Here is a 19453-nt window from a genome sequence, read left to right on the forward strand (position 1 = left end):
CTCATGCCACAGAAGACCCAGGGGGTAGCCACGGACACCGCGACCGCACCAGCCGGCTCGACGACCGCCACCGAGGCGCCCGGACTCGACCGCTCCACCCGCAACATCTTCATCGCGCTCATGCTCGGCATGCTCGTCGCGTCGATCAGCCAGACGATCGTCGGGCCCGCGATGCCGCGCATCGTCGCCGAGCTCGGCGGCATCGACCACTACTCGTGGCTCGCCACCGCCGCCATGCTCGTCAGCGCGATCACGGTGCCGATCGTCGGGAAGATGAGCGACCTCTACGGCCGCCGCGGCTTCTACCTCGGCGGGCTCGTCGTCTTCATGGCCGGCTCGATCCTGTCCGGCTTCGCGCAGAACTTCTGGTGGCTCATCGCCGCCCGCGCCATCCAGGGCGCCGGCATGGGCACCCTGATGCCGCTGTCGCAGACGATCATCGGCGACATCATCCCGCCGCGTCAGCGCGGCAAGTACCAGGGCCTGATGGGCGGCGTCTTCGGCCTCGCCTCGATCCTGGGCCCGCTCGTCGGCGGCTTCGTCACCGACCACTGGGGCTGGCGCTACCTCTTCTTCATCACGCTGCCCGTCGGCGTCTTCGCGTTCTTCGGCATCAGCCGCTTCCTGCACCTCGAGCACACGCCGCGCGAGTCCGTCGTCGACAAGGCCGGCATCGGCGTCCTGTCGCTGACGCTCATCCTCCTGCTCGTGCCCACCTCGCTCGGCGGCACGACGCTCGACTGGGGCTCCCCCGCCATCATCGGCATGTACGTCGCCGGCATCATCGCGCTCGGCGCCTTCATCGCCATCGAGCGCAAGGCCGTCGAGCCGGTCCTGCCGCTGCGCCTCTTCCGCAGCCCGCTCTTCACGCTGTCCAACATCGCGGCCTTCATGGTCTCGGTCATGATGTTCGGCGCGATGATCTACCTGCCGGTCTACGCCCAGGGCGTCCTCGGCGTGTCGGCCACCAACTCCGGCCTCATCCTCATGCCGATGTCGGTGGCCATGATCGGCCTGTCGATCGTGTCCGGCCTCGTCATCACCAAGACCGGCAGGTACAAGCTGCAGACGATCCTCGGCATCCTGATCATGGGCGTCGGCTTCTGGCTGCTCACCCAGCTGCACTACGGCTCGAGCCAGGTCGAGCTGACGCTGTCGATGATCGTCTTCGGCATCGGCCTCGGCATGGCCCTGCAGGTCTTCACGCTGATCATCCAGAACTCCGCCAAGCGCAAGGACCTCGGCGTGGCCACGGCGTCCACGCAGTTCTTCCGCAACGTCGGCTCGACGGTCGGCACCGCGGTGTTCGGCACGATCATGACGAGCGGTCTGGCGGCGAACATCGCCTCGCACCTGCCGGCCCAGGTCGTCGAGCAGATGAAGGCCTCGGGCCAGCAGATCAGCGCTGGCTCGGTGCTCGACCCGTCGGCCCTGTCGAAGCTGCCGCCGCAGATCGTGCACGGCGTCCAGCAGGGTCTGGCCGACTCGCTGCACACCGTGTTCGTCTGGGGCCTGGTCCCCTTCGCCCTGGCACTGCTGGCCGCCCTCTTCATCAAGGAGCTGCCGCTGCGCGACACCGTCCACACGCCCGACGAGGCCGGCATCGAGATGCTCGACACCCTGTCCCAGTCGGCGCCCGACGACGAGCTCAAGGTGCCGCTCGGCCGCGAGGCCGGCAACACCCGCACCCACGAGCGCCTGCTCGGCCTGCGCCTGGCGCTGCTCGCCGACACCGCACTGCGCGGCGACCGACCACTGCTGACGCGGGCCGTGGTCCGGATCGGCGAGGGCGACCTCGACGCGGGGGCGGCGCTGCTGCACCGGACGGCGCGGATGCTCACGACCGAGGACCCGTCGATCGCGGCCGACACCGAGCGGTTTGCCGTCGAGGTCGCGGCACGGGCCAAGGCCGAGGGCGGCGTGCTCGACGAGGCTCTCAAGCGCGAGCTCGCCACGGCCATCGCCGAGCGCGATGCCCACGAGGTCATGACGACCGTCGAGCCGACCGTCGCGGAGCGGTACGAGGCCGTCGACGTCCGGATGCTCGAGCGGGTCGGCGACGACCTGACGGCCGCCTACCTCGTCGACCGTCAGCAGGCCCGACGCGTCGAGCAGGAGGCCGCCTCGGCCCGCTGACCCCGTCACCCCCCACCGTCGAGAGGCCATGTTCGGCTGGCCCCGGCGCGTCGAGAGGCCAGATCCCTGTCCGGGATCTGGCCTCTCGTGTGTCAGCCGGCCACCATTCGCGGCCCTTCGACGGTCAAGAGGCCACCATTCGTGGCCACTCGACGGTTGAGCGTGGTGGGGTCGGTCAGCCCCAGACGAGGGCCTGGGCCGGGTCCTGCAGGATCGCCGCGAGGTCGGACAGGAACCGCGAGCCGAGCTCACCGTCGATGAGGCGGTGGTCGAAGCTCACGGCCAGCTGCGTCACGTGGCGCACCGCGATCTCGTCGTTGCCGTCGGCGTCGGTGACGACCCACGGCTGCTTGCGGATCGCGCCGAAGCACACGATCGCCGACTCGCCGGGGTTGATGATCGGCGTGCCGCTGTCGACGCCGAAGACGCCGACGTTGGTGATCGTGATGGTGCCGCCCGACATCTCGGCCGGCTGGGTGCGACCCTCGCGGGCCGTCGCCGTCAGCTCGCCGATGGCGCGGGCGAGCTCGAGCATCGTCAGCGCGTGCGCGTCCTTGATGTTCGGCACGATGAGCCCGCGCGGCGTGGCGGCCGCGATGCCGAGGTTGACGTAGTTCTTCTGGACGATCTCCTGGGCGGCCTCGTCCCACGTGGCGTTCATGCCCGGGTTGCGCCTGATCGCGAGCGTCAGCGCCTTGGCCAGGACGAGCAGCGGCGTCACCTTGACGTCGCGGAACTCGCGATGGCCCTTGAGGCGGTCGACGAGCTCCATCGTCTTCGTGACGTCGATGGTGATCCACTCGGTGACGTGCGGCGCCGTGAACGCGGAGCCGACCATCGCCTGCGCCGTCATCTTGCGCACGCCCTTGATCGGGAGGCGCGTCTCGCGCTCGCCCGTACCGAACGGCGGCGCGGGGGCCGACGCGGCAGCCGCGACGCCGCCGACAGCCGGGGCCCCCGGTGCCGCAGCGCCGTTCACGGCACCCGACGCGTGCGCGTTGACGTCGTCACGGGTGATGACGCCCTCGGGGCCGGACCCGGCGACCGTCCAGAGGTCGACGCCGAGGTCCTTGGCGAGCTTGCGCACCGGAGGCTTGGCCTTCGGCCGTCCCTCGCGGGCCACCGGGGCGGCAGGGGCCGCGGGAGCCGGCGCCGGGGACTCGACGCGAGCGGCCGGGGCGACCGGCTCGGCGACGGGGGCCGCCGCCGCGACCTGCTCGGTCTCGGTGGGGGCCGTGGTGCGGGCGATCGGGGCGGCACCTGACGCACCAGCCGCCTTGCGCGGGCGACGCGCCGTGGCACCGGCCTTGGCGCCGTAGCCGACGAGGATCGCCTCGCCGCCTGAGCCACCGGCCGGCTCGGCCGTCTCGCCGGGGATGCCGGGCGCGACCGGCGCCGGCTCCTCGGCCGTGCCGTCCTCGATCGTGATGATCGGGGTGCCGACGTCGATGGTCTGGCCGACCTCGACGAGGAGGTCCTTGACGGTGCCGGCCCACGGGATCGGCAGCTCGACGAGCGACTTGGCGGTCTCGATCTCGAGCACCATGTCGTTGACCTTGACCGTGTCGCCGGGCTTGACCCGCCACTCGACGATCTCGGCCTCGACGAGCCCCTCACCGGGGTCGGGGAGCTTGAACGTACGGATTGCCATGTGTGACAGTCTCTTTCGGTCAGTACGCGAGAGCGCGGTCGACGCCGTCGAGGATGCGGTCGAGGTCGGGGAGGAACTCCTCCTCCATCCGGCTCGGCGGGTACGGGATGTTCGCACCGCCGACCCGCACAACCGGCGCCTCGAGCTCGTAGAAGCACTGCTCGGTGACCTGGGCGGAGATCTCGGACGCCATGCCGAGGAACGTGCTCGCCTCGTGGACGACGACGAGACGCCCCGTCTTCTTCACCGAAGCGACGACGGCGTCGATCGGCAGCGGCGAGAGCGAACGCAGGTCGATGACCTCGATGCTCGTGCCCTCGGCCTCGGCCGCGGCCGCCGACTCGAGCATCGTCTTGACGACGGGGCCGTAGCCGACGAGCGTCACGTCGGTGCCCTCACGCAGCACGTTGGCCTCGAAGAGGCTGCGCGGCGCGGACGTCGCGGCCGTGTCGTACTCGGCGCGGTCGTGGTAGCGACGCTTCGGCTCGAAGAAGATGACCGGGTCGTCGCACTCGATGGCCTGCTGGATCATCCAGTGGGCGTCCTCGGGGTTGCTGCACGCGACGGTGCGCAGGCCGGCGGTGTGGGCGAAGTAGGCCTCGGGGCTCTCCGAGTGGTGCTCGGGGCTGCCGATGCCGCCGCCGAACGGGATGCGGATGACCATGGGGATCTTCACCGCGCCCAGGGCACGGGCATGCATCTTGGCGACCTGGCAGACGATCTGGTCGAAGGCCGGGTAGACGAAGCCGTCGAACTGGATCTCGCAGACGGGGCGGTAGCCGCGCAGCGCCATGCCGATCGCCGTGCCGACGATGCCGGACTCGGCGAGCGGGGAGTCGATGACGCGCTCCTCGCCGAAGTCCTTCTGCAGGCCCTCGGTGATGCGGAAGACGCCACCGAGCTTGCCGATGTCCTCACCGATGAGCACGACCTTGGGGTCGGCCTCCATGGCCTTGCGCAGGCCGTTGGTGATGCTCTTGCCGAGGGTGACCTTCTCGAGCGCCATCAGTTCGCCTCCTCGAAGCTCGCCTTGTACGCGAGGTAGGCGGCACGCTCCGCCTCCATGACGGGGTGGTCCTCGGCGTAGACGTGGTCCCACATCGTGCTGCCGGCCATCGTCTCCATCGTGATGCAGCCCTCGCGCAGCTCGGCGGCGAACTGGTCGGCCTCGGTGTCGACGCGGGCGAAGAACTCGTCGTCGGCCATGCCCTCGTGGGCCAGGTAGGTCTTGAGGCGCAGGATCGGGTCGCGGAACTTCCACTCCTCGACCTCGGCCGACACGCGGTACTTCGTCGGGTCGTCGGCCGTCGTGTGCGCGCCCATGCGGTAGGTGAAGGCCTCGATGAGCAGCGGGCCGTTGCCGTTGCGGGCCTCGTCGAGGCAGTGCTGCGTGACGGCGTACGTCGCGAGGATGTCGTTGCCGTCGACGCGGACGCCGGGGAAGCCGAAGCCGCGGGCACGCTGGAACAGCGGGATGCGCGTCTGCTTGGTGACCGGCTCGGAGATGGCCCACTGGTTGTTCTGGCAGAAGAACACGACGGGCGCATCGAAGGACGCGGCGTAGACGAACGCCTCGTTGACGTCGCCCTGCGAGGACGCGCCGTCACCGAAGTAGCAGATGACGGCGGTGTCGCGGTCGGGGTCGCCGGTGCCGACGTTGCCGTCCATCTTCACGCCCATCGCGTAGCCGGTGGCGTGCAGCGCCTGGGCTCCGATGACGATCGTGTAGAGGTGGAAGTTGTTCTCCTTGGGGTCCCACCCGCCCTGGCTGACGCCGCGGAAGAGCTGCAGCGAGCTCTGCGGGTCCATGCCGCGCACGAAGCCGACACCGTGCTCGCGGTAGGTGGGGAAGACGAAGTCGTGCGGCCTGAGCGCGCGACCGGAGCCGACCTGGGCGGCCTCCTGCCCCAGCAGGCTCGGCCACAGGCCGAGCTCACCCTGGCGCTGGAGCGCGTAGCCCTCGGCGTCGAGGCGACGGATGAGGACGAGGTCGCGGTAGAAGCTCCGCAGGTCCTCGGCTGTCAGGTCCGCGACGTACTTGTCGTAGTCGGGGTGGGACACACGCTGACCCTCCGGGGTCAGCAGCTGGATCATGTCCGGGCCGCCGTCGCCGACCGCGGGGGTCGGCTCCTGCAGCTCGGCGACAACCTTGTCGCTCACTGGGGCTCCTTCGCCGGAGCAGGGTCCGGCTTCGAATCGGGCCGCGTACGGGGGTCACCCGCCCGACGGCTGTGTCACACACGCCCGCCGAGGGTGACGGCGAACACATGCGGGTCTCCGATTCGAACCGTACCGGAGGGCCCTGCGAATCTCACAATGCGGGACGACGGGCCGCCGCCCGTGGTCGCATGGCGGTCGGGTGGGTCACCGGAACAGGCACCGAGAGCGGCCTCCCGCACCGACGCGTCAGCTGCCCGACGCGTCACGCCGCGGACGCCGCGCGGCGAGGTAGTCGGCCGGCATGCCCGGCCCGATCGCCACGGCGACCTCGCCCGCAGGCACCGGGCCGTGCGTCGCGCAGGCCGTCGCCACGGAGACGGCGTCGCCGCAGCCCGAGTGCTCGTAGAGGATCGGCGGCTGGCCGGGGGCGGCCCACCGGTCGCCCCACTCGGTCAGCGCGATGAGCGTCGGAGCGAGGTCGCGGCCCTTGTCGGTCAGGACGTACTCGCGCTGGGCGCCCGAACCGGCCACCTCGCGGCGCTCCATCACGCCGGCGTCGACAAAGGCGTCGAGGCGGCTCTGCAGGACGTTCGTCGCGATGCCGAGGTTGTGCTGGAAGTCGGTGAAGCGCGTGACGCCGGCGAAGAGGGCGTCGCGGACGATGAGCAGGCTCCACCGTTCGCCGACGAACTCGAGAGCCCGCGCGATGGAGCACACCTGGGAGTCGTAGGTCCGTCCGAGCACGGGACCAGCCTACCAAAATGCTTGCATCATGAAAGTGGATGCCGCTAGCGTGACTTGCATCATGCAAGTCACTTCGGAAAGGGCACGACCATGGGTACCGACCTCACGATGAGCTTCACCGTCGAGCAGACTCCGCAGGAGGTCTTCGACGCCGTCACCGACGTGCGCAGCTGGTGGTCCGGCAGCATCGTCGGCGACACCACGACCCTCGGCGCCGAGTGGGTCTACACCGTCCCCGACATCCACTTCAGCAAGTTCCGCACGACGCGCCTCGACGCCGGCTCTGGCGTCGAGTGGCTCGTCCTCGACAGCCACCTGACCTTCCCCGAGGACAAGCAGGAGTGGACCGGCACGACCGTGCGCTTCGACATCACGCGCGAACCGGCCGGCACCGACGCCGGTGGCCTCGCCCGCACCAGGCTCACCTTCACGCACGTCGGGCTGAACGCCGGGCACGAGTGCTTCGACGTCTGCCGCACCGCGTGGAGCCAGTACGTGCTCGGCAGCCTCCGCGACCGCGTGCGCACCGGGGCCGGGTTGCCCGACGCCTTCAGCAACCAGGAGTCGCTCGAGGCCGCCCTCGCCGGCACGGCCGAGGTTCCCGTCGGCTCCTGATCCCGGCCCCCGCCCGTGCGACGGCCCCCGGCCGGGCGGGTGGCCTCAGCGTCGCGTGCCCCACGCCCACGGGGGCGTCGACAGCAGGCCCTGGCCGACGACCGCGGTCTCGCCGAGCTCCTTGGCCAGGGTGACGACCCGGGCCGCGGAGCCGAGCCCCACCGGGACGTCGTCGTCCTCATCGTTCTCGTCGTCGCCGTCGGGATCAGCACCCAGCTCGCGCACGAGCGCGCCGGAGTGGGACACGACCATGACCTGTGTGCGCTCCGCGGCGCGTCGCACGAGCCGCGCGAGCGGGGGCACGAGGTCGGGGTGCAGGGAGGTCTCGGGCTCGTTCAGCACGAGCAGCGGCGGTGGGTCGACGGTGAGCACGGCGGCGACGAGGAGCAGGTAGCGCAGGGTGCCGTCGGACAGCTCGGCCACCCCGAGCGGGCGCAGCATGCCGGGCTGGTGCAGCGCGAGGTCGAACCGGCCGGCATCGACGGTGACGTCGAGGATCGCGCCGTCGAAGGCGTCGGCGACGGCGCGGTCGAGCTCGCCCCGGCCGTCCTCGCGGATGGTCTGGATGGCGGCGGCGAGGTCGCGGCCGTCGTCGGCCAGCACCGGCGTGCGGGTGCCGACCTGCGACTGGCGGGCCGGGGCGTCGGCGTCGGCGCGGAAGCCGTCGTAGAAGCGCCACCCGCGCACGAGCCTCCGGACCCGGAGCAGCTCGGGGGCACGGTCGGGGTCGGCGAGCTCGGTGAGCATGCTCTCCCACGGGCGCAGCGAGCGGGTCAGCTCGGTCCAGCCCCTCGCGCCGCGGCCACCCGTTCCCGACGAACGGCCGCCACCCGAACGACCACCCGCGCGCGCCACCGGGTCGGACTCCCACTCACCGTCGTCGGACGAGTCGCCCCAGTCGGAGCCCCAGTCGTCGTCGGCGGCCGCGGTGGCGCGGGTCTCGACGACGCCCCAGCGCCGGCGCACGAGGACCGAGCCCGGCCGCATGACCGGCCCCGCCCAGACCACCTCGCGCTTGATCTCGGGGTCACGCAGGAACGCCGACCCGCTGGAACCATCGGCGCCCGAGGCCTGCTGGGGCAGGCCGAGGTCGACGAGGTAGCCGAAGTCGTCGGAGGCGAACCCGAGCTGCAGGCTGATCGGCCCCTTGCGCATCGTGCCCTGGACCGCATGGCCGCGCCGGGCGCCGCCGAGGGTCGCCGGCCCGGCCCAGAGCGCGGACTGGAGGCCGCCCTCGCGGGCGAGCGTGCCGACGACGTCGCCGCGCCCGCAGCCGGCGAGCAGCCGCAGGGCCCGGTAGAGGCTCGACTTGCCGCTGCCGTTGGCGCCGGTGACGACGTCGAGCCCGTGCAGCGGCACGACGACGTCGCGCAGCGAGCGGTAACCCGAGACCGCGACGGCCGTCAGCACCCCCGCGCCTCAGGCGTCGGCGGCTGCGCCGTCGGGCTCGGTGCCGGCACTCCACCCCTCGGGGTTCGTGCCGTCGCCGCCGGCCCCGGTCGACCACGCGGGCAGCTGCTGGAGCGTCCAGCGGTTGCCGTCGGGATCGGCGAAGCGGACGAACCTGCCCCACGGCTGGTCGTCGACCTCGGACGCCTCGACGCCACGGGCGACGAGCTCGGCGCGGGCCGCGTCGGCGTCGGCGATGACCACCTGGAGGTTGTCGAGGGCGCCGGGCGCCATCTCGGTGAGGCCCTTGCCGAGGGCGATGGAGCAGGCCGACCCGGGCGGCGTCAGCTGCACGAAACGCACCTCCTCGCTGACGGTCTGGTCGTGGTCGAGCACGAACCCGACCCGGTCGACGTAGAAGTCGCGTGCGCGGTCGACGTCGGTCACCGGCACCATGACGAGCTCCAGCCTCATGTCCATGCACCCACGCTAGGGCCGACCACCGACGCCGGGGGGCCCGACGCGGCGCAGTCGGTCCCGCCGTCCACCCGACGCGTCCTCGCCGTCAGCGCTGCGGCGCGGCCGGGTCGGCCGCGCCGTCCCGCTCCCCGTCCCGCTCCCCGTCCCGCTCCCCGTCCCGCTCCCCGTCCCGCGCGCCGTCCCGCGCGCCGTCCCGCGCGCCGTCCCGCTCCCCGTCCCCCGCTCCCCGTCCCGCTCGATGTCACGCTGTCGTTCGGCAGCCCGGTCGCGCTCGACCGCCCCGAGGACGTTGCGCCAGGCCCGAGCGGCACCCACGGAGAGCGCCGGGCGCAGAGCCAGCAGGAGCGCGACGCCGAGCAGCACGCCGGCGACCGACTCGAGGTGGCCCGCCGGGAGCGTCTGCGTCGTCAGCCCGGGCAGCAGACCGCCGGACGCGTCGGTGCTGCCGACCCGCGCCGCCCACGACTGCGCCACGGTCGCGAGCCCCGCGGCCATGCCCGCCGCTCCGGCGACCTCACCGGTGCGGCCGGGCACGACGAGCCACGCGACGACGCCGACCACGGCGAGGGCCAGCACGACGCACAGGACGACGAGGGCGACGAGGTTCGGCGGAGCGGTGGCAGCGTCGTAGGTGGACCCGTTCTCGGCGACGGTGAGCGCGCGCCCCCACGACCACTGCTCGGTCCGCAGGACGCGGTGGAACTCACCGACCTCGGCCGTCGTGAGCACCAGCGCGCGGGTCGGCCAGACGGCCGGCGTGGCGGCGAGGAGCAGGCCGACGAGCGCGAGCGCGCCGGCCGCCGCGCGCCCAGGCACGAGTCGCGCCGCACGCAGCGGTGACGACCAGCCCCACGGGCCGCGCCATGTCCCTCGCGACGATGTCACGACGCGTCCGGGTCCCGGCGCCGTCCGAGGCCACCGGTGCGGGGGGCGGGGCCACCGTCGTCGGCATCGTCGCTGAACCCGACGACGCGCGCACCGGGCCCGGAGCGGTCGCCGGCGGGGAGGTCGCGCAGCGTCGCGATGCCGATGCGCGGCCCGGCTCCGCCGCTCGCCGGATCCGGCCCACCGGCCGGTGTGTCGGTGCCCGGTGACGGGCCCGTGTCGCCGAACGTGTCGGCGACCGGGTCCGGTTCGTCGTCGACCTCGCGCGACTCCCGCAGCCGGACGATCCACGCGACGAGTCCCGGCCACGCGACACGAACCGTCGCCACGGTCGGGCCGGCGACCACGAGGCCGAAGGCCCCGACCAGCAGCGCCACCGACAGCCACTGGAGCCACCCGGTCACGTGGGTGTCGACCTCCATGTTGGGGTTGTCGCCGTAGAGGCCGGTGACGGTGTCGCCGACGCGCTGGGCGAGGGGCGCGCCGAGGCCGAGCAGCGCCCAGCCGAGGCCCGCCGCCCCGAGCACCCGCCCGTCGGTGCCGGCCCGCAGGGCGTAGGCGGCGCACGCGGCGAGGCCCACGACGATCGACGCGGCGAAGAGCGTCAGGGTGAACGGGTTGAAGAGGTCGAACTGGCCGGCGTCGACGGTCGTCGTGTCGGCATACCGGCCCCAGCTCCAGATCGACTGCTTGAAGTCGTAGCCGCCCGAAGGGCCCTCGCCGCGGACCCCGACGGAGTGGGTCGGCCAGAACAGCTGCGGCACCGCGAGCAGCGCTCCGGCCACGCCGAGCACGGCGACGAGCTCACGGCCGCGCACGACCTGCGGACGCCCGCGGGCCGGGTCCCCCGACGCGTCGGGGGCGGGCTCCTGCGGGTCTCCCGCGCGGACGGGGTCGACGTCGTCGGCGCTCACGGCGCCCCTCCCCCTCGGCGCGGGACGGCCGGGTGGTCGGTGTCGACGAGATCGACCGCCGGACCGTCGAGGTGGCGCCCCACGGGCTCGAGCACCGCATCGCCTTCCGTCGCGGTCCGGCGCGACGCGTCGAGGCGGGCGCCACGCAGCAGCGTCACGACCATGGCAGTGAGCGCCGCGAGGAGAACGACCGCTGCCGCGGTCTCGGCTGACCCCGCGTCGGTGCTGCCCCCGACGTACTCGAGGCCGGGAGCGGCCGGCGCCCGGTCGGCGAGCGAGCGTCCGAGGCGAAGCGTGGCGCTCGATGCGACGTGACCGAGCAGCAGGGCCACGGCGATCGGGCCGAGCACCGCGACGCGCCCGGGCACCACGAGCCAGGTCAGCGCGGCGCCCGCCGCGACCACCACGAGGGCGGTGAGCACGACACGTCCGGCCGGGTTCTCGACGATGCCGAAGAGCGAGCCGGCGAAACCTTCGACGACCTGGCGGCCCCAGCTGAACTGCTGCTGGCGGGACAGGATCTCGCCGCGCTCGGGAGCGGACACGGTCTGCTGCCACGTCGGGCTCCCCAGCGAGGGCACGACGAGCGCCACCCCGGCCAGCGCCACGAGACCGGCCGGCCAGCGCCCCCGCTCGAGTCGCATGCCGCCTCCTGCCTGCCGCGGCGACTCCCCGTCGACCCGGCGGTCGACCGCGACGTCACCCCATTGTCGGCCCGCAGGGCCGTCACGTCACCGGGTGCCGGCCGAGCGACGGACGCAAGGGGCGGGCCGAGGACGTGGCCGGGCGAAGGACGGAACGAGTCAGCGCGGGCCGAACCCCTGCGCCACCTCCACGAGACGGCTGTTCGCCTCGACCTCGCCGATCGTGACGCGCACGCCGTCGTCGCCGTACTGGCGCACCATCAGGCCGGCCTCCTCGCACGTGCGAGCGAAAGCGGTGGAGTCGGCGCCGAGCGGGAACCACACGAAGTTGGCGTCGGTGCGCGGGAGGTTCCAGCCCTGGTCGGCAAGGGCCTGCGTGACGCGGTCGCGCTCGGCGACGATCGTCTCGACGCGCTCGGCGAGCTCGTCGAACGCGTCGAGCGAGGCGATCGCCGCGACCTGCGCGAGGGAGTTGACGCCGAACGGCGTGGCCGTCTTGCGGATCGCGGCCGCGACCGGCGGGTGGGCGACGGCGTACCCGACGCGCAGGCCGGCCAGGCCGTACGCCTTGGAGAAGGTGCGCAGGACGACGACGTTGGGGTGCCGCTTCCACACCTCCAGCCCGCGGACGGCGTCGGGGTCGCGGACGAACTCGACGTACGCCTCGTCGACGACGACGATGACGTCGCTCGGCACCTTCGCGAGGAACGCCTCGAGCTCCTTCTCGTGGACGCACGGGCCGGTGGGGTTGTTCGGCGTGCAGACGAGGACGACGCGGGTGCGGTCGGTGATCGCCGCGGCCATGGCGTCCAGGCGGTGCCGGGCGTCGGCGTCGAGGCCGACCATGACCGGCTCGGCGCCGGCCAGCTGGGCCACGATCGGATAGGCCTCGAAGGACCGCCACGCGAAGACGACCTCGTCGCCGGCGTCGCAGGCCGCGTTGACGACCTGCGCGAGCACCGCGACCGAGCCGGTGCCGGTGGCCAGGCACTCGGCCGGCACGTCCAGGGCCGAGGCGAGGCGCTGCGTCAGGGCCGTGACAGCCATGTCGGGGTAGCGGTTGACGGTCGTCGCGGCGTCACCGATCGCGGCGAGCACCGAGGGCAGCGGGCCGTACGGGTTCTCGTTCGAGGACAGCTTGTAGGCCGTGACGCCGGCCGGGGCGCTCGCGGGCTTGCCCGGCTTGTAGTCGGGCATCCGGGAGAGGACGTCGCGCAGACGCACCGGGCTCGACGCGTCGGGGCTCGACGCGTCGGGGCTCGACGCGTCGGCAGCGCCGGCGCCCGGGTCGGCGGTGGGCTCGGGGCTCGCGGGGCGGTCGGCGGCGTCGCTCATACGGCGCACTCTAGAGGGTGGGCCCCACCGCCCGTCTCAGCGTGGTGCCCGGCCTCTGAACGCTCCACTGACGTGGCGGCCCGCGTGTGGCTAGGCTCACATCGTCGCGTCAGTGCCGCCTCGACACCCTTCATCGTGCCCACACAGCGAAAGTCCAGCTCATGCGCATCGGCATCCTCACCGGAGGCGGAGACTGTCCCGGCCTCAACGCCGTCATCCGCGGCGCCACCCGCGCCGCGGAGGTCACCTACGACAGCACCGTCATCGGCTTCCGCAACGCGTGGCGCGGCGTCATGGACAACGACTACGAGATCCTCGACGTCGACCGGTGCCGCGGCATCCTGCCCCTCGGCGGCACGATCCTCGGGACGAGCCGCGACCAGCCCTTCGCCCAGGAGGACGGCCTCAAGCGGGTCCGCAAGGCCTACGACCGCCACGGCCTCGACGCCATCATCGGCATCGGCGGCGAGGGCTCGATGGGCGTCGTCAACCGGCTGCACGAGCACGGCTTCCCCGTCATCGGCGTCCCGAAGACCATCGACAACGACATCTCCCTGACCGAGATGACGTTCGGCTTCCAGACCGCCGTGCAGATCTGCACCGACGCCATCGACCGGCTCCACACGACCGCCGAGTCCCACCACCGCGTCCTCGTCGTCGAGGTCATGGGCCGGCACGTCGGACACATCGCCGTGTGGTCGGGCCTGGCCGGTGGTGCGGCGATCATCCTGACCCCGGAGGAGGCCTTCGACATCGACGAGGTCTGCGAGCGGATCGTGCACCGGCACAAGAAGGGCCGGTTCGCGACGATCGTCGTCGTCGCCGAGGGGGCCGTGCCCAAGGAGGGCACCATCGACATCCCCGCGCCCGAGGTCGACAAGTACGGCCACCAGATCCTCGGCGGCATCGGCTCGATCCTCGCCCGCGAGATCCAGGGCCGCACCGGCATCGAGAGCCGCATGACCGCGCTGGGCCACATCCAGCGGGGCGGCTCGCCGGTCGCCTTCGACCGGGTGCTCGGCACGCGCTTCGGCGTCGCCGCCGTCGAGGCCGCGATCGACGGCGCGTGGGGCCAGATGGTCGCCCTCCAGCAGGGACACATCGAGCGCGTCCCCGTGGCCGAGGCCATCAGCCACCTCAAGATGGTCGAGCCCGAGCTGCTCCGGCTCAACTCGATGTTCCAGCCGCGGATCCCCGGCGACGAGCACCCGGGCCTCCCCGCCGACGGGTCGGGGGGCCACCTCGCCGACATCCGGGGCGGTGTCGTGACGGACCACCACATCCCGGACGTGCCCGTGGAACACTGAGCGCATGCTCATCAACTTCGCGCTCCAGACGGTCATCAATGCCGTCGCCCTCTGGGTCGCCGCGTGGCTCATCCCCGGCATCACGTTCGGTGAGGGCTCGACGGGCGAGGTCGTCAAGACGGTCGTCATCGTCGCGCTGATCTTCGGCATCATCAACGCGTTCATCCGGCCCATCGCCAAGCTGCTGTCGCTGCCGTTCATCATCCTGACGCTCGGGCTGTTCGTCTTCATCGTCAACGCCCTGATGCTCCAGCTGACGTCGTGGATCGCGGGCAAGCTCGACCTGTCCTTCCACGTCGAGCACTTCTTCTGGGACGCCATCCTCGGCTCGCTCATCATCACCTTCGTCTCGATGATCCTCAGCTTCGTCAAGAGCGACTGACGCCTCACCGTCCACCGAGAGCCCGTCCCCGACGCCGGGGGCGGGCTCTCGGCGTCCGGTGGTGTCCGCGGGGTGCCGCGCGTCCGTCCGGGGTGTCGGCTTCGGCCGTGTCGGCGGCGGGTCCTACCGTCGTGGCATGCGGTTGCTCCACACCTCCGACTGGCACCTCGGGCGGACGCTCCACGGCGTCAACCTCCACGAGGCGCAGGCGGCCGTCCTGGAGCGCCTATGCGAGCTCGTCGAGGACCCACCCGACGGCATCCCGGTCGACGCCGTGCTCGTGGCGGGCGACGTCTACGACCGCGGCGTCCCGCCCGTCGAGTCGGTCCAGCTGCTCGAGTGGACCCTCTCGCGCCTGTCGGCCGTCACCACGGTCGTCGTCACCTCCGGCAACCACGACTCCGCGATCCGCCTCGGCTACGGCGCCGGCCTGTTCCGCGAGAGCATCCGGATGGTCACCGACCTCGGTCAGCTCGACCTGCCGGTCCTGCTCGAGGGCAGCGACGGGGTGCGCGCGGCGATCTACGGCATCCCCTACCTCGACCCCGACCACGCCCGCGTGGCCCTGTCCGGGGGCGGCGAGCCGCTGCCGCGATCGCACCAGGCCGTCGTCAGCGCCGCCTGCGACCGCATCCGGGCCGACCTCGCCGACCGGCCGGGCGTTCGGTCCGTCGTCCTCGCGCACGCCTTCGTCGCCGGGGCCGAGCCGAGCGACTCCGAGCGCTCGATCATGGTCGGCGGCGTCGACCGTGTCGCCGGCACGGCCTTCCACGGCATCGACTACGCGGCCCTCGGGCACCTGCACGGGCCGCAGGCGCCCGAGTCGGCCGAGGGCTCGGAGGTGCGCTACTCGGGCTCGCCGCTGCGCTACTCCTTCTCCGAGCAGGACCACACCAAGGTCGTGCTCCTCGTCGACCTCGACGCGTCGGGCCCGTCCCGCGTCACCCCCGTCGAGATCGCCCAGCCGCGGCCGATGGCGACGCTGCGGGGCACCCTCGAGGAGCTCCTCGAGGCGCCCGGCCACGCGTCCGCCGAGGTGGCGTGGGTGCGCGTCACCGTCACCGACCGCGTCCGGCCCGACTCGCTCATGGACCGCGTCAAGTCACGCTTCCCGCACGCCCTGCAGGTCTTCCACGAGCCCGACGGCACCGTCCAGCGGGCCCGTGCGAGCACGACCGTCGTCAGCGAGCGCGACCCGCGCGAGCTCGGCTCCGACTTCATCGCCTACGTCACCAAGACCGAGGCGAGCAGGGGGGAGGTCGACGTCTTCGCGGCCGGCTACGAGGCGGCGGTCAAGGCCCAGCACCTCGCCGAGGCGCAGGAGGTGGGGTGACGTGCAGCTGCACCACCTGTCGATGACGGCGATCGGTCCGTACGCCGGCACCGAGACCATCGACTTCGCGGCCGTCGGGCGCGCCGGGCTCTTCCTCCTCGAGGGGCCCACCGGCTCGGGCAAGTCGACGATCATCGACGCCATCACCTTCGCCCTCTACGGCAAGGTGGCCCAGGCGTCGGCCGACGTCGAGCGCATCCACTCCCACCACGCCGACCCGCGCACGGTGCCGGTCGTCACGCTCGTCTTCGAGGCCCAGAGCGGCATCTACCGGGTGCAGCGCACGCCTCGCTTCGAGCGGCCCAAGACCCGCGGCGAGGGCACCACGGTGCAGAACCCGTCGGTCAAGCTGTGGCGCGTCCAGACCCCCGACGACCTGCTCGGCGGCGAGCTGCTCTCGAGCAACCTCGGCGACTGCGACGACGAGATCACCCGCGCCGTCGGCCTGACCCGCGACCAGTTCGTGCAGACCGTGATCCTGCCGCAGGGAGAGTTCGCGACGTTCCTGCGGGCCCGGTCCGAGGACAAGGGCAAGCTGCTCGAGAAGGTCTTCGGCACAGCCTTCTTCCGCCGCGTCCAGGACGAGGTCGTCGAGGCGGGGCGCGCGGCACAGGCTCGCCGCGCCGGTGCCGTCGCCGAGATCCGCGACGCCGTCCACGCCTTCGCCGTGTCGGCGGGCCTCGACGACCCCGCCCGCGACACCCTGCTCGAGACGAGCCGGTCGGCGCCCGACCTGCTGGCCGCCGAGCTCGCCGAGGTGCTCGACGACCTCATCACCCGCGAGCGGCACGCCGCCAAGCGCAGCCGTGAGGCCATCGAGTCGCACCAGCAGATGGCCTCGATGGTCGGCGACGCGCGCCTGCGGATGCAGCGCCGCGAGCGCCTTCTCGAGCTGCAGCGGCAGGACGAGAGCCTCGGCGCGCGCGCCGTCGAGTTCGACGCGCTGCGCCGGTCCGTGTCGCTGGCGCGCCAGGCACGCCCGGTGGCCGGTGCGGTGCGCACCCTCGCCCAGAGCGAGGCCGCGCTCAAGCGGGCCGAGTCGGTGCTGGCGGCGGCGCGCGCCACGGTCCACCCGTCGGTGCGCGACGGGTCGGTGGCCGAGCTGCGGGTGGCCGCGGCGTCGCTGCGCGAGGTCATCGGCGGCCTCTCCTCGGCCCTCGAGCTCGAGCGGGCGGTCGCGACCCGACGCGACCGGCTCGACGAGGGGCGCCGGTCCGTCGTCGCCGCGCGCCGCCGGCTCGACGCCGTCGGGGCCGAGCTCGCCGGGCTGCCGGCCACGCTCGAGCAGCACGAGGTCGCCCTCGCCGCCGCCCGCGACCTCGTGTCGCTCCTCGACGTGCGGGCCGGGGCTGCCGAGTCGGCGCGCCGCCGCCTCGAGTCGGCCACGGCGCACGCCGCCGCCCTCGCGCGGGTACCGGCGGCCGAGGCCGCTGCCACCGGTGCCCTCGAGGCGCTCCGCGCGGGCGAGGCCGACCTTGCGCACCTGCGCCGGGCCCGCATCGACGACATCGCCGGCGAGCTCGGGCTCGCGCTGCGCGAGGGCGAGCCGTGCCCGGTGTGCGGCGCCGTCGAGCACCCCGTTCCGGCCCGGCCGACCGCCGACGCCGTCACGGCCGACCAGGTCACCGAGCAGGAGGATGCCGTGACCAGGCTCCGCGAGGTGGCCGCTGCGCGTGCCGAGGCCCTCGGCGGCCTGCGGGCCGAGGTGCGCGAGCTCGCCGCCTCCGCCGGCGGTCTCGGCCTCGACGCGGCCCGCGCCGCCGCCGAGCAGGCGGCTGCCGACCTGGCCGCCTCCCTCGCCGCCCGCGACGACGTCGCCCGCGGCACCGACCGCATCACCGCCCTGCGTGCCCGGCACACCGAGCTCGCCGAGGCGTCGAACGCGCTGACGGCCGAGGTCGCGCGGCTCGAGCACGGCGTCGAGCAGCTCGCCGAGCGCGTCGACACCGAGACCGCCGAGGTGGAGGTGGCCCGCGACGGGCACCCCAGCGTCGCGGCCCGGCGCGAGGCACTGAGCGGCGAGGCGTCGCGGGTCGACGCGCTCGTCGACGCCCTGGGCGCTCGCGACGTGGCCCGGGCGAGCGTCGCCGAGGACGAGGCAGCCCGCGACGCCGACCTGCGCGCGGCCGGGTTCACCGACATCGGGCAGTGGCTCGAGGCCGACCGCCCGATGGAGTGGATCACGGCCAGGGAGAAGGAGATCGCCGACTTCGAGACGGCCTGCACGCGGGTCAAGGCCGGGCTGTCCGGGCCCGAGCTCGCCGATGTGCAGCTCGGCGCGCTCTTCGACGACCTCGAGCCGATGGTGTCCCTCGAGAAGACCGCCAAGAAGGAGATGGAGGAGGCCGCCCGCGACCACGGTGCCCTGCGCGGTCAGGTGAACCGCACCAAGCAGCGCGTCGGCCACATCACGGCAGCCCTCGAGCGCAACGCCGCCGTCATCGCCGAGACCGCCGACGCCGTCCGTGTCGGGCTGCTCGTGTCGGGCAACGGCGACAACCAGCTCAACCTCGACCTCGCCAAGTACGTGCTCATCCGCCGGTTCACCGAGGTGCTGTCGGCGGCCAACACCGAGCTCGCCCGGTTCTCCGGGGGCCGGTACACGCTCGAGCACACCGACGCCAAGAAGGGCAACGCCAAGTCGGGCCTCGGCGTGCGCGTCCACGACATGCACACCAACCAGGTCCGCGAGGTCGGCACCCTGTCCGGCGGTGAGACGTTCTACGTGTCGCTCGCGCTCGCGCTCGCGCTGGCCGAGGTCGTGCGGGCGGAGTCCGGCGGCGTCGACCTCGGCACGCTCTTCGTCGACGAGGGTTTCGGCACCCTCGACCCCGACGTCCTCGACGACGTCATGCACACCCTCGAGGGTCTGCGCGAGGGCGGGCGCACCGTCGGCATCATCAGCCACGTCACCGAGCTGAAGTCGCGGGTCGCCGACCGCATCGAGGTGCTCGTCCGCCCCGACCGCACGTCGACCCTCCGCGTCACCGCCTGAGCACCCCGGACCATCCGCGCGGCCTCCGACCGCCCGAGCGCCTACCGGGCCCTGGCGCACACGCAGGCCTACGCTGCGGGCATGAGCGTCGTCGCGAGCGTGGTCGTGGGCCTGGCCGCCCTGCTGCACGTCTACATCTTCTGGATGGAGTCGGTCGGCTGGACCCGGCCCGAGGTGTGGCGACGGTTCGGCGTCGCCGACCAGGCCGCCGCCGACACGACCCGCCCGATGGCCTACAACCAGGGCTTCTACAACCTGTTCCTCGGCATCGGCGCGATCCTCGGCATCGTGCTCCTCGCGATGGGCCACGACGCGGCCGGCACGACGCTCATGCTCTTCTGCACCGGGTCGATGGTCGCCGCCGCCGTCGTCCTGACGACGACCGGCCCCGGCTACCTGCGCGCGGCCCTGACCCAGGGCACGGTCCCCCTCGTCGGGTTCGTGCTGACCCTCCTGGCCTGACCGCAACCCGAGCGCAAGGGC

The 19453-nt window shown here is 73.0% G+C and carries 17 protein-coding genes; 7 read left to right on the forward strand and 10 right to left on the reverse strand.

Annotated features, from left to right (window positions below; translation table 11 throughout):
* Positions 1-3: 3 nt before the first annotated feature.
* Complete coding sequence (locus AC3A5R_RS16175) at positions 4-2136, forward strand: MDR family MFS transporter (protein WP_487621784.1); 2133 nt, start codon at positions 4-6, stop codon at positions 2134-2136.
* Between the two features lie 175 nt (positions 2137-2311).
* On the opposite strand, the gene AC3A5R_RS16180 is transcribed toward AC3A5R_RS16175, so the two are convergent.
* The 4 genes from AC3A5R_RS16180 to AC3A5R_RS16195 form a co-directional block, all read right to left on the reverse strand.
* Entirely contained in the window at positions 2312-3787 is a 1476-nt protein-coding gene (locus AC3A5R_RS16180) for a dihydrolipoamide acetyltransferase family protein (protein WP_487621785.1), read from the reverse strand.
* 19 nt (positions 3788-3806) lie between these two features.
* On the reverse strand, positions 3807-4793 hold the full coding sequence (locus AC3A5R_RS16185; protein WP_487621786.1) for an alpha-ketoacid dehydrogenase subunit beta: 987 nt from the start codon (positions 4791-4793) through the stop codon (positions 3807-3809).
* Entirely contained in the window at positions 4793-5947 is a 1155-nt protein-coding gene (gene pdhA, locus AC3A5R_RS16190; RefSeq protein WP_323097312.1) for a pyruvate dehydrogenase (acetyl-transferring) E1 component subunit alpha, read from the reverse strand. The genes AC3A5R_RS16185 and pdhA overlap by 1 nt, the downstream gene beginning before the upstream one ends.
* A gap of 246 nt (positions 5948-6193) precedes the next feature.
* Positions 6194-6691, reverse strand: coding sequence for a winged helix-turn-helix transcriptional regulator (locus AC3A5R_RS16195; RefSeq protein ID WP_487621787.1), 498 nt, complete (start codon positions 6689-6691; stop codon positions 6194-6196).
* Positions 6692-6781: 90 nt separating this feature from the next.
* Here AC3A5R_RS16195 and AC3A5R_RS16200 point away from each other — a divergent pair, with 90 nt between their 5' ends.
* Entirely contained in the window at positions 6782-7306 is a 525-nt protein-coding gene (locus AC3A5R_RS16200; RefSeq protein ID WP_487621788.1) for an SRPBCC family protein, read from the forward strand.
* A gap of 45 nt (positions 7307-7351) precedes the next feature.
* Here AC3A5R_RS16200 and AC3A5R_RS16205 read toward each other — a convergent pair whose 3' ends face one another.
* The 6 genes from AC3A5R_RS16205 to hisC all read right to left on the reverse strand — a co-directional run bounded on the left by AC3A5R_RS16205 (position 7352) and on the right by hisC (position 12953).
* On the reverse strand, positions 7352-8716 hold the full coding sequence (locus tag AC3A5R_RS16205; protein WP_487621789.1) for an AAA family ATPase: 1365 nt from the start codon (positions 8714-8716) through the stop codon (positions 7352-7354).
* Between the two features lie 9 nt (positions 8717-8725).
* Complete coding sequence (locus AC3A5R_RS16210) at positions 8726-9175, reverse strand: glyoxalase superfamily protein (protein ID WP_487621790.1); 450 nt, start codon at positions 9173-9175, stop codon at positions 8726-8728.
* 9 nt (positions 9176-9184) lie between these two features.
* On the reverse strand, positions 9185-9991 hold the full coding sequence (locus AC3A5R_RS16215; RefSeq protein ID WP_487621791.1) for a hypothetical protein: 807 nt from the start codon (positions 9989-9991) through the stop codon (positions 9185-9187).
* A 65-nt stretch (positions 9992-10056) separates the two neighbouring features.
* Complete coding sequence (locus AC3A5R_RS16220) at positions 10057-10974, reverse strand: hypothetical protein (RefSeq protein ID WP_487621792.1); 918 nt, start codon at positions 10972-10974, stop codon at positions 10057-10059.
* Positions 10971-11618: a hypothetical protein gene (locus tag AC3A5R_RS16225; protein WP_487621793.1), complete on the reverse strand. Its 648-nt coding sequence runs from the start codon at positions 11616-11618 to the stop codon at positions 10971-10973. Before AC3A5R_RS16225 ends, AC3A5R_RS16220 begins: the two co-directional genes overlap by 4 nt.
* Positions 11619-11777: 159 nt before the next feature.
* Positions 11778-12953: a histidinol-phosphate transaminase gene (gene hisC, locus AC3A5R_RS16230; RefSeq protein WP_487621794.1), complete on the reverse strand. Its 1176-nt coding sequence runs from the start codon at positions 12951-12953 to the stop codon at positions 11778-11780.
* 161 nt (positions 12954-13114) lie between these two features.
* Between hisC and AC3A5R_RS16235 the strand changes: the two genes are divergently transcribed.
* From AC3A5R_RS16235 to AC3A5R_RS16255, 5 genes are all read left to right on the forward strand, one after another.
* Complete coding sequence (locus AC3A5R_RS16235; RefSeq protein ID WP_487621795.1) at positions 13115-14260, forward strand: 6-phosphofructokinase; 1146 nt, start codon at positions 13115-13117, stop codon at positions 14258-14260.
* Between the two features lie 4 nt (positions 14261-14264).
* Positions 14265-14642, forward strand: a complete 378-nt coding sequence (locus tag AC3A5R_RS16240; protein ID WP_487621796.1) for a phage holin family protein — start codon at positions 14265-14267, stop codon at positions 14640-14642.
* A 136-nt stretch (positions 14643-14778) separates the two neighbouring features.
* Entirely contained in the window at positions 14779-15975 is a 1197-nt protein-coding gene (locus AC3A5R_RS16245; protein ID WP_487621797.1) for an exonuclease SbcCD subunit D, read from the forward strand.
* A 1-nt stretch (position 15976) separates the two neighbouring features.
* Positions 15977-18970 (forward strand): AAA family ATPase, encoded by a 2994-nt coding sequence (locus tag AC3A5R_RS16250; protein ID WP_487621798.1) that lies wholly within the window; start codon positions 15977-15979, stop codon positions 18968-18970.
* Between the two features lie 81 nt (positions 18971-19051).
* Positions 19052-19432, forward strand: coding sequence for a DUF1304 domain-containing protein (locus AC3A5R_RS16255; protein ID WP_487621799.1), 381 nt, complete (start codon positions 19052-19054; stop codon positions 19430-19432).
* The last annotated feature ends 21 nt before the right edge of the window (positions 19433-19453 follow it).

This window comes from Intrasporangium sp. Soil_C_50 (assembly GCF_057656595.1).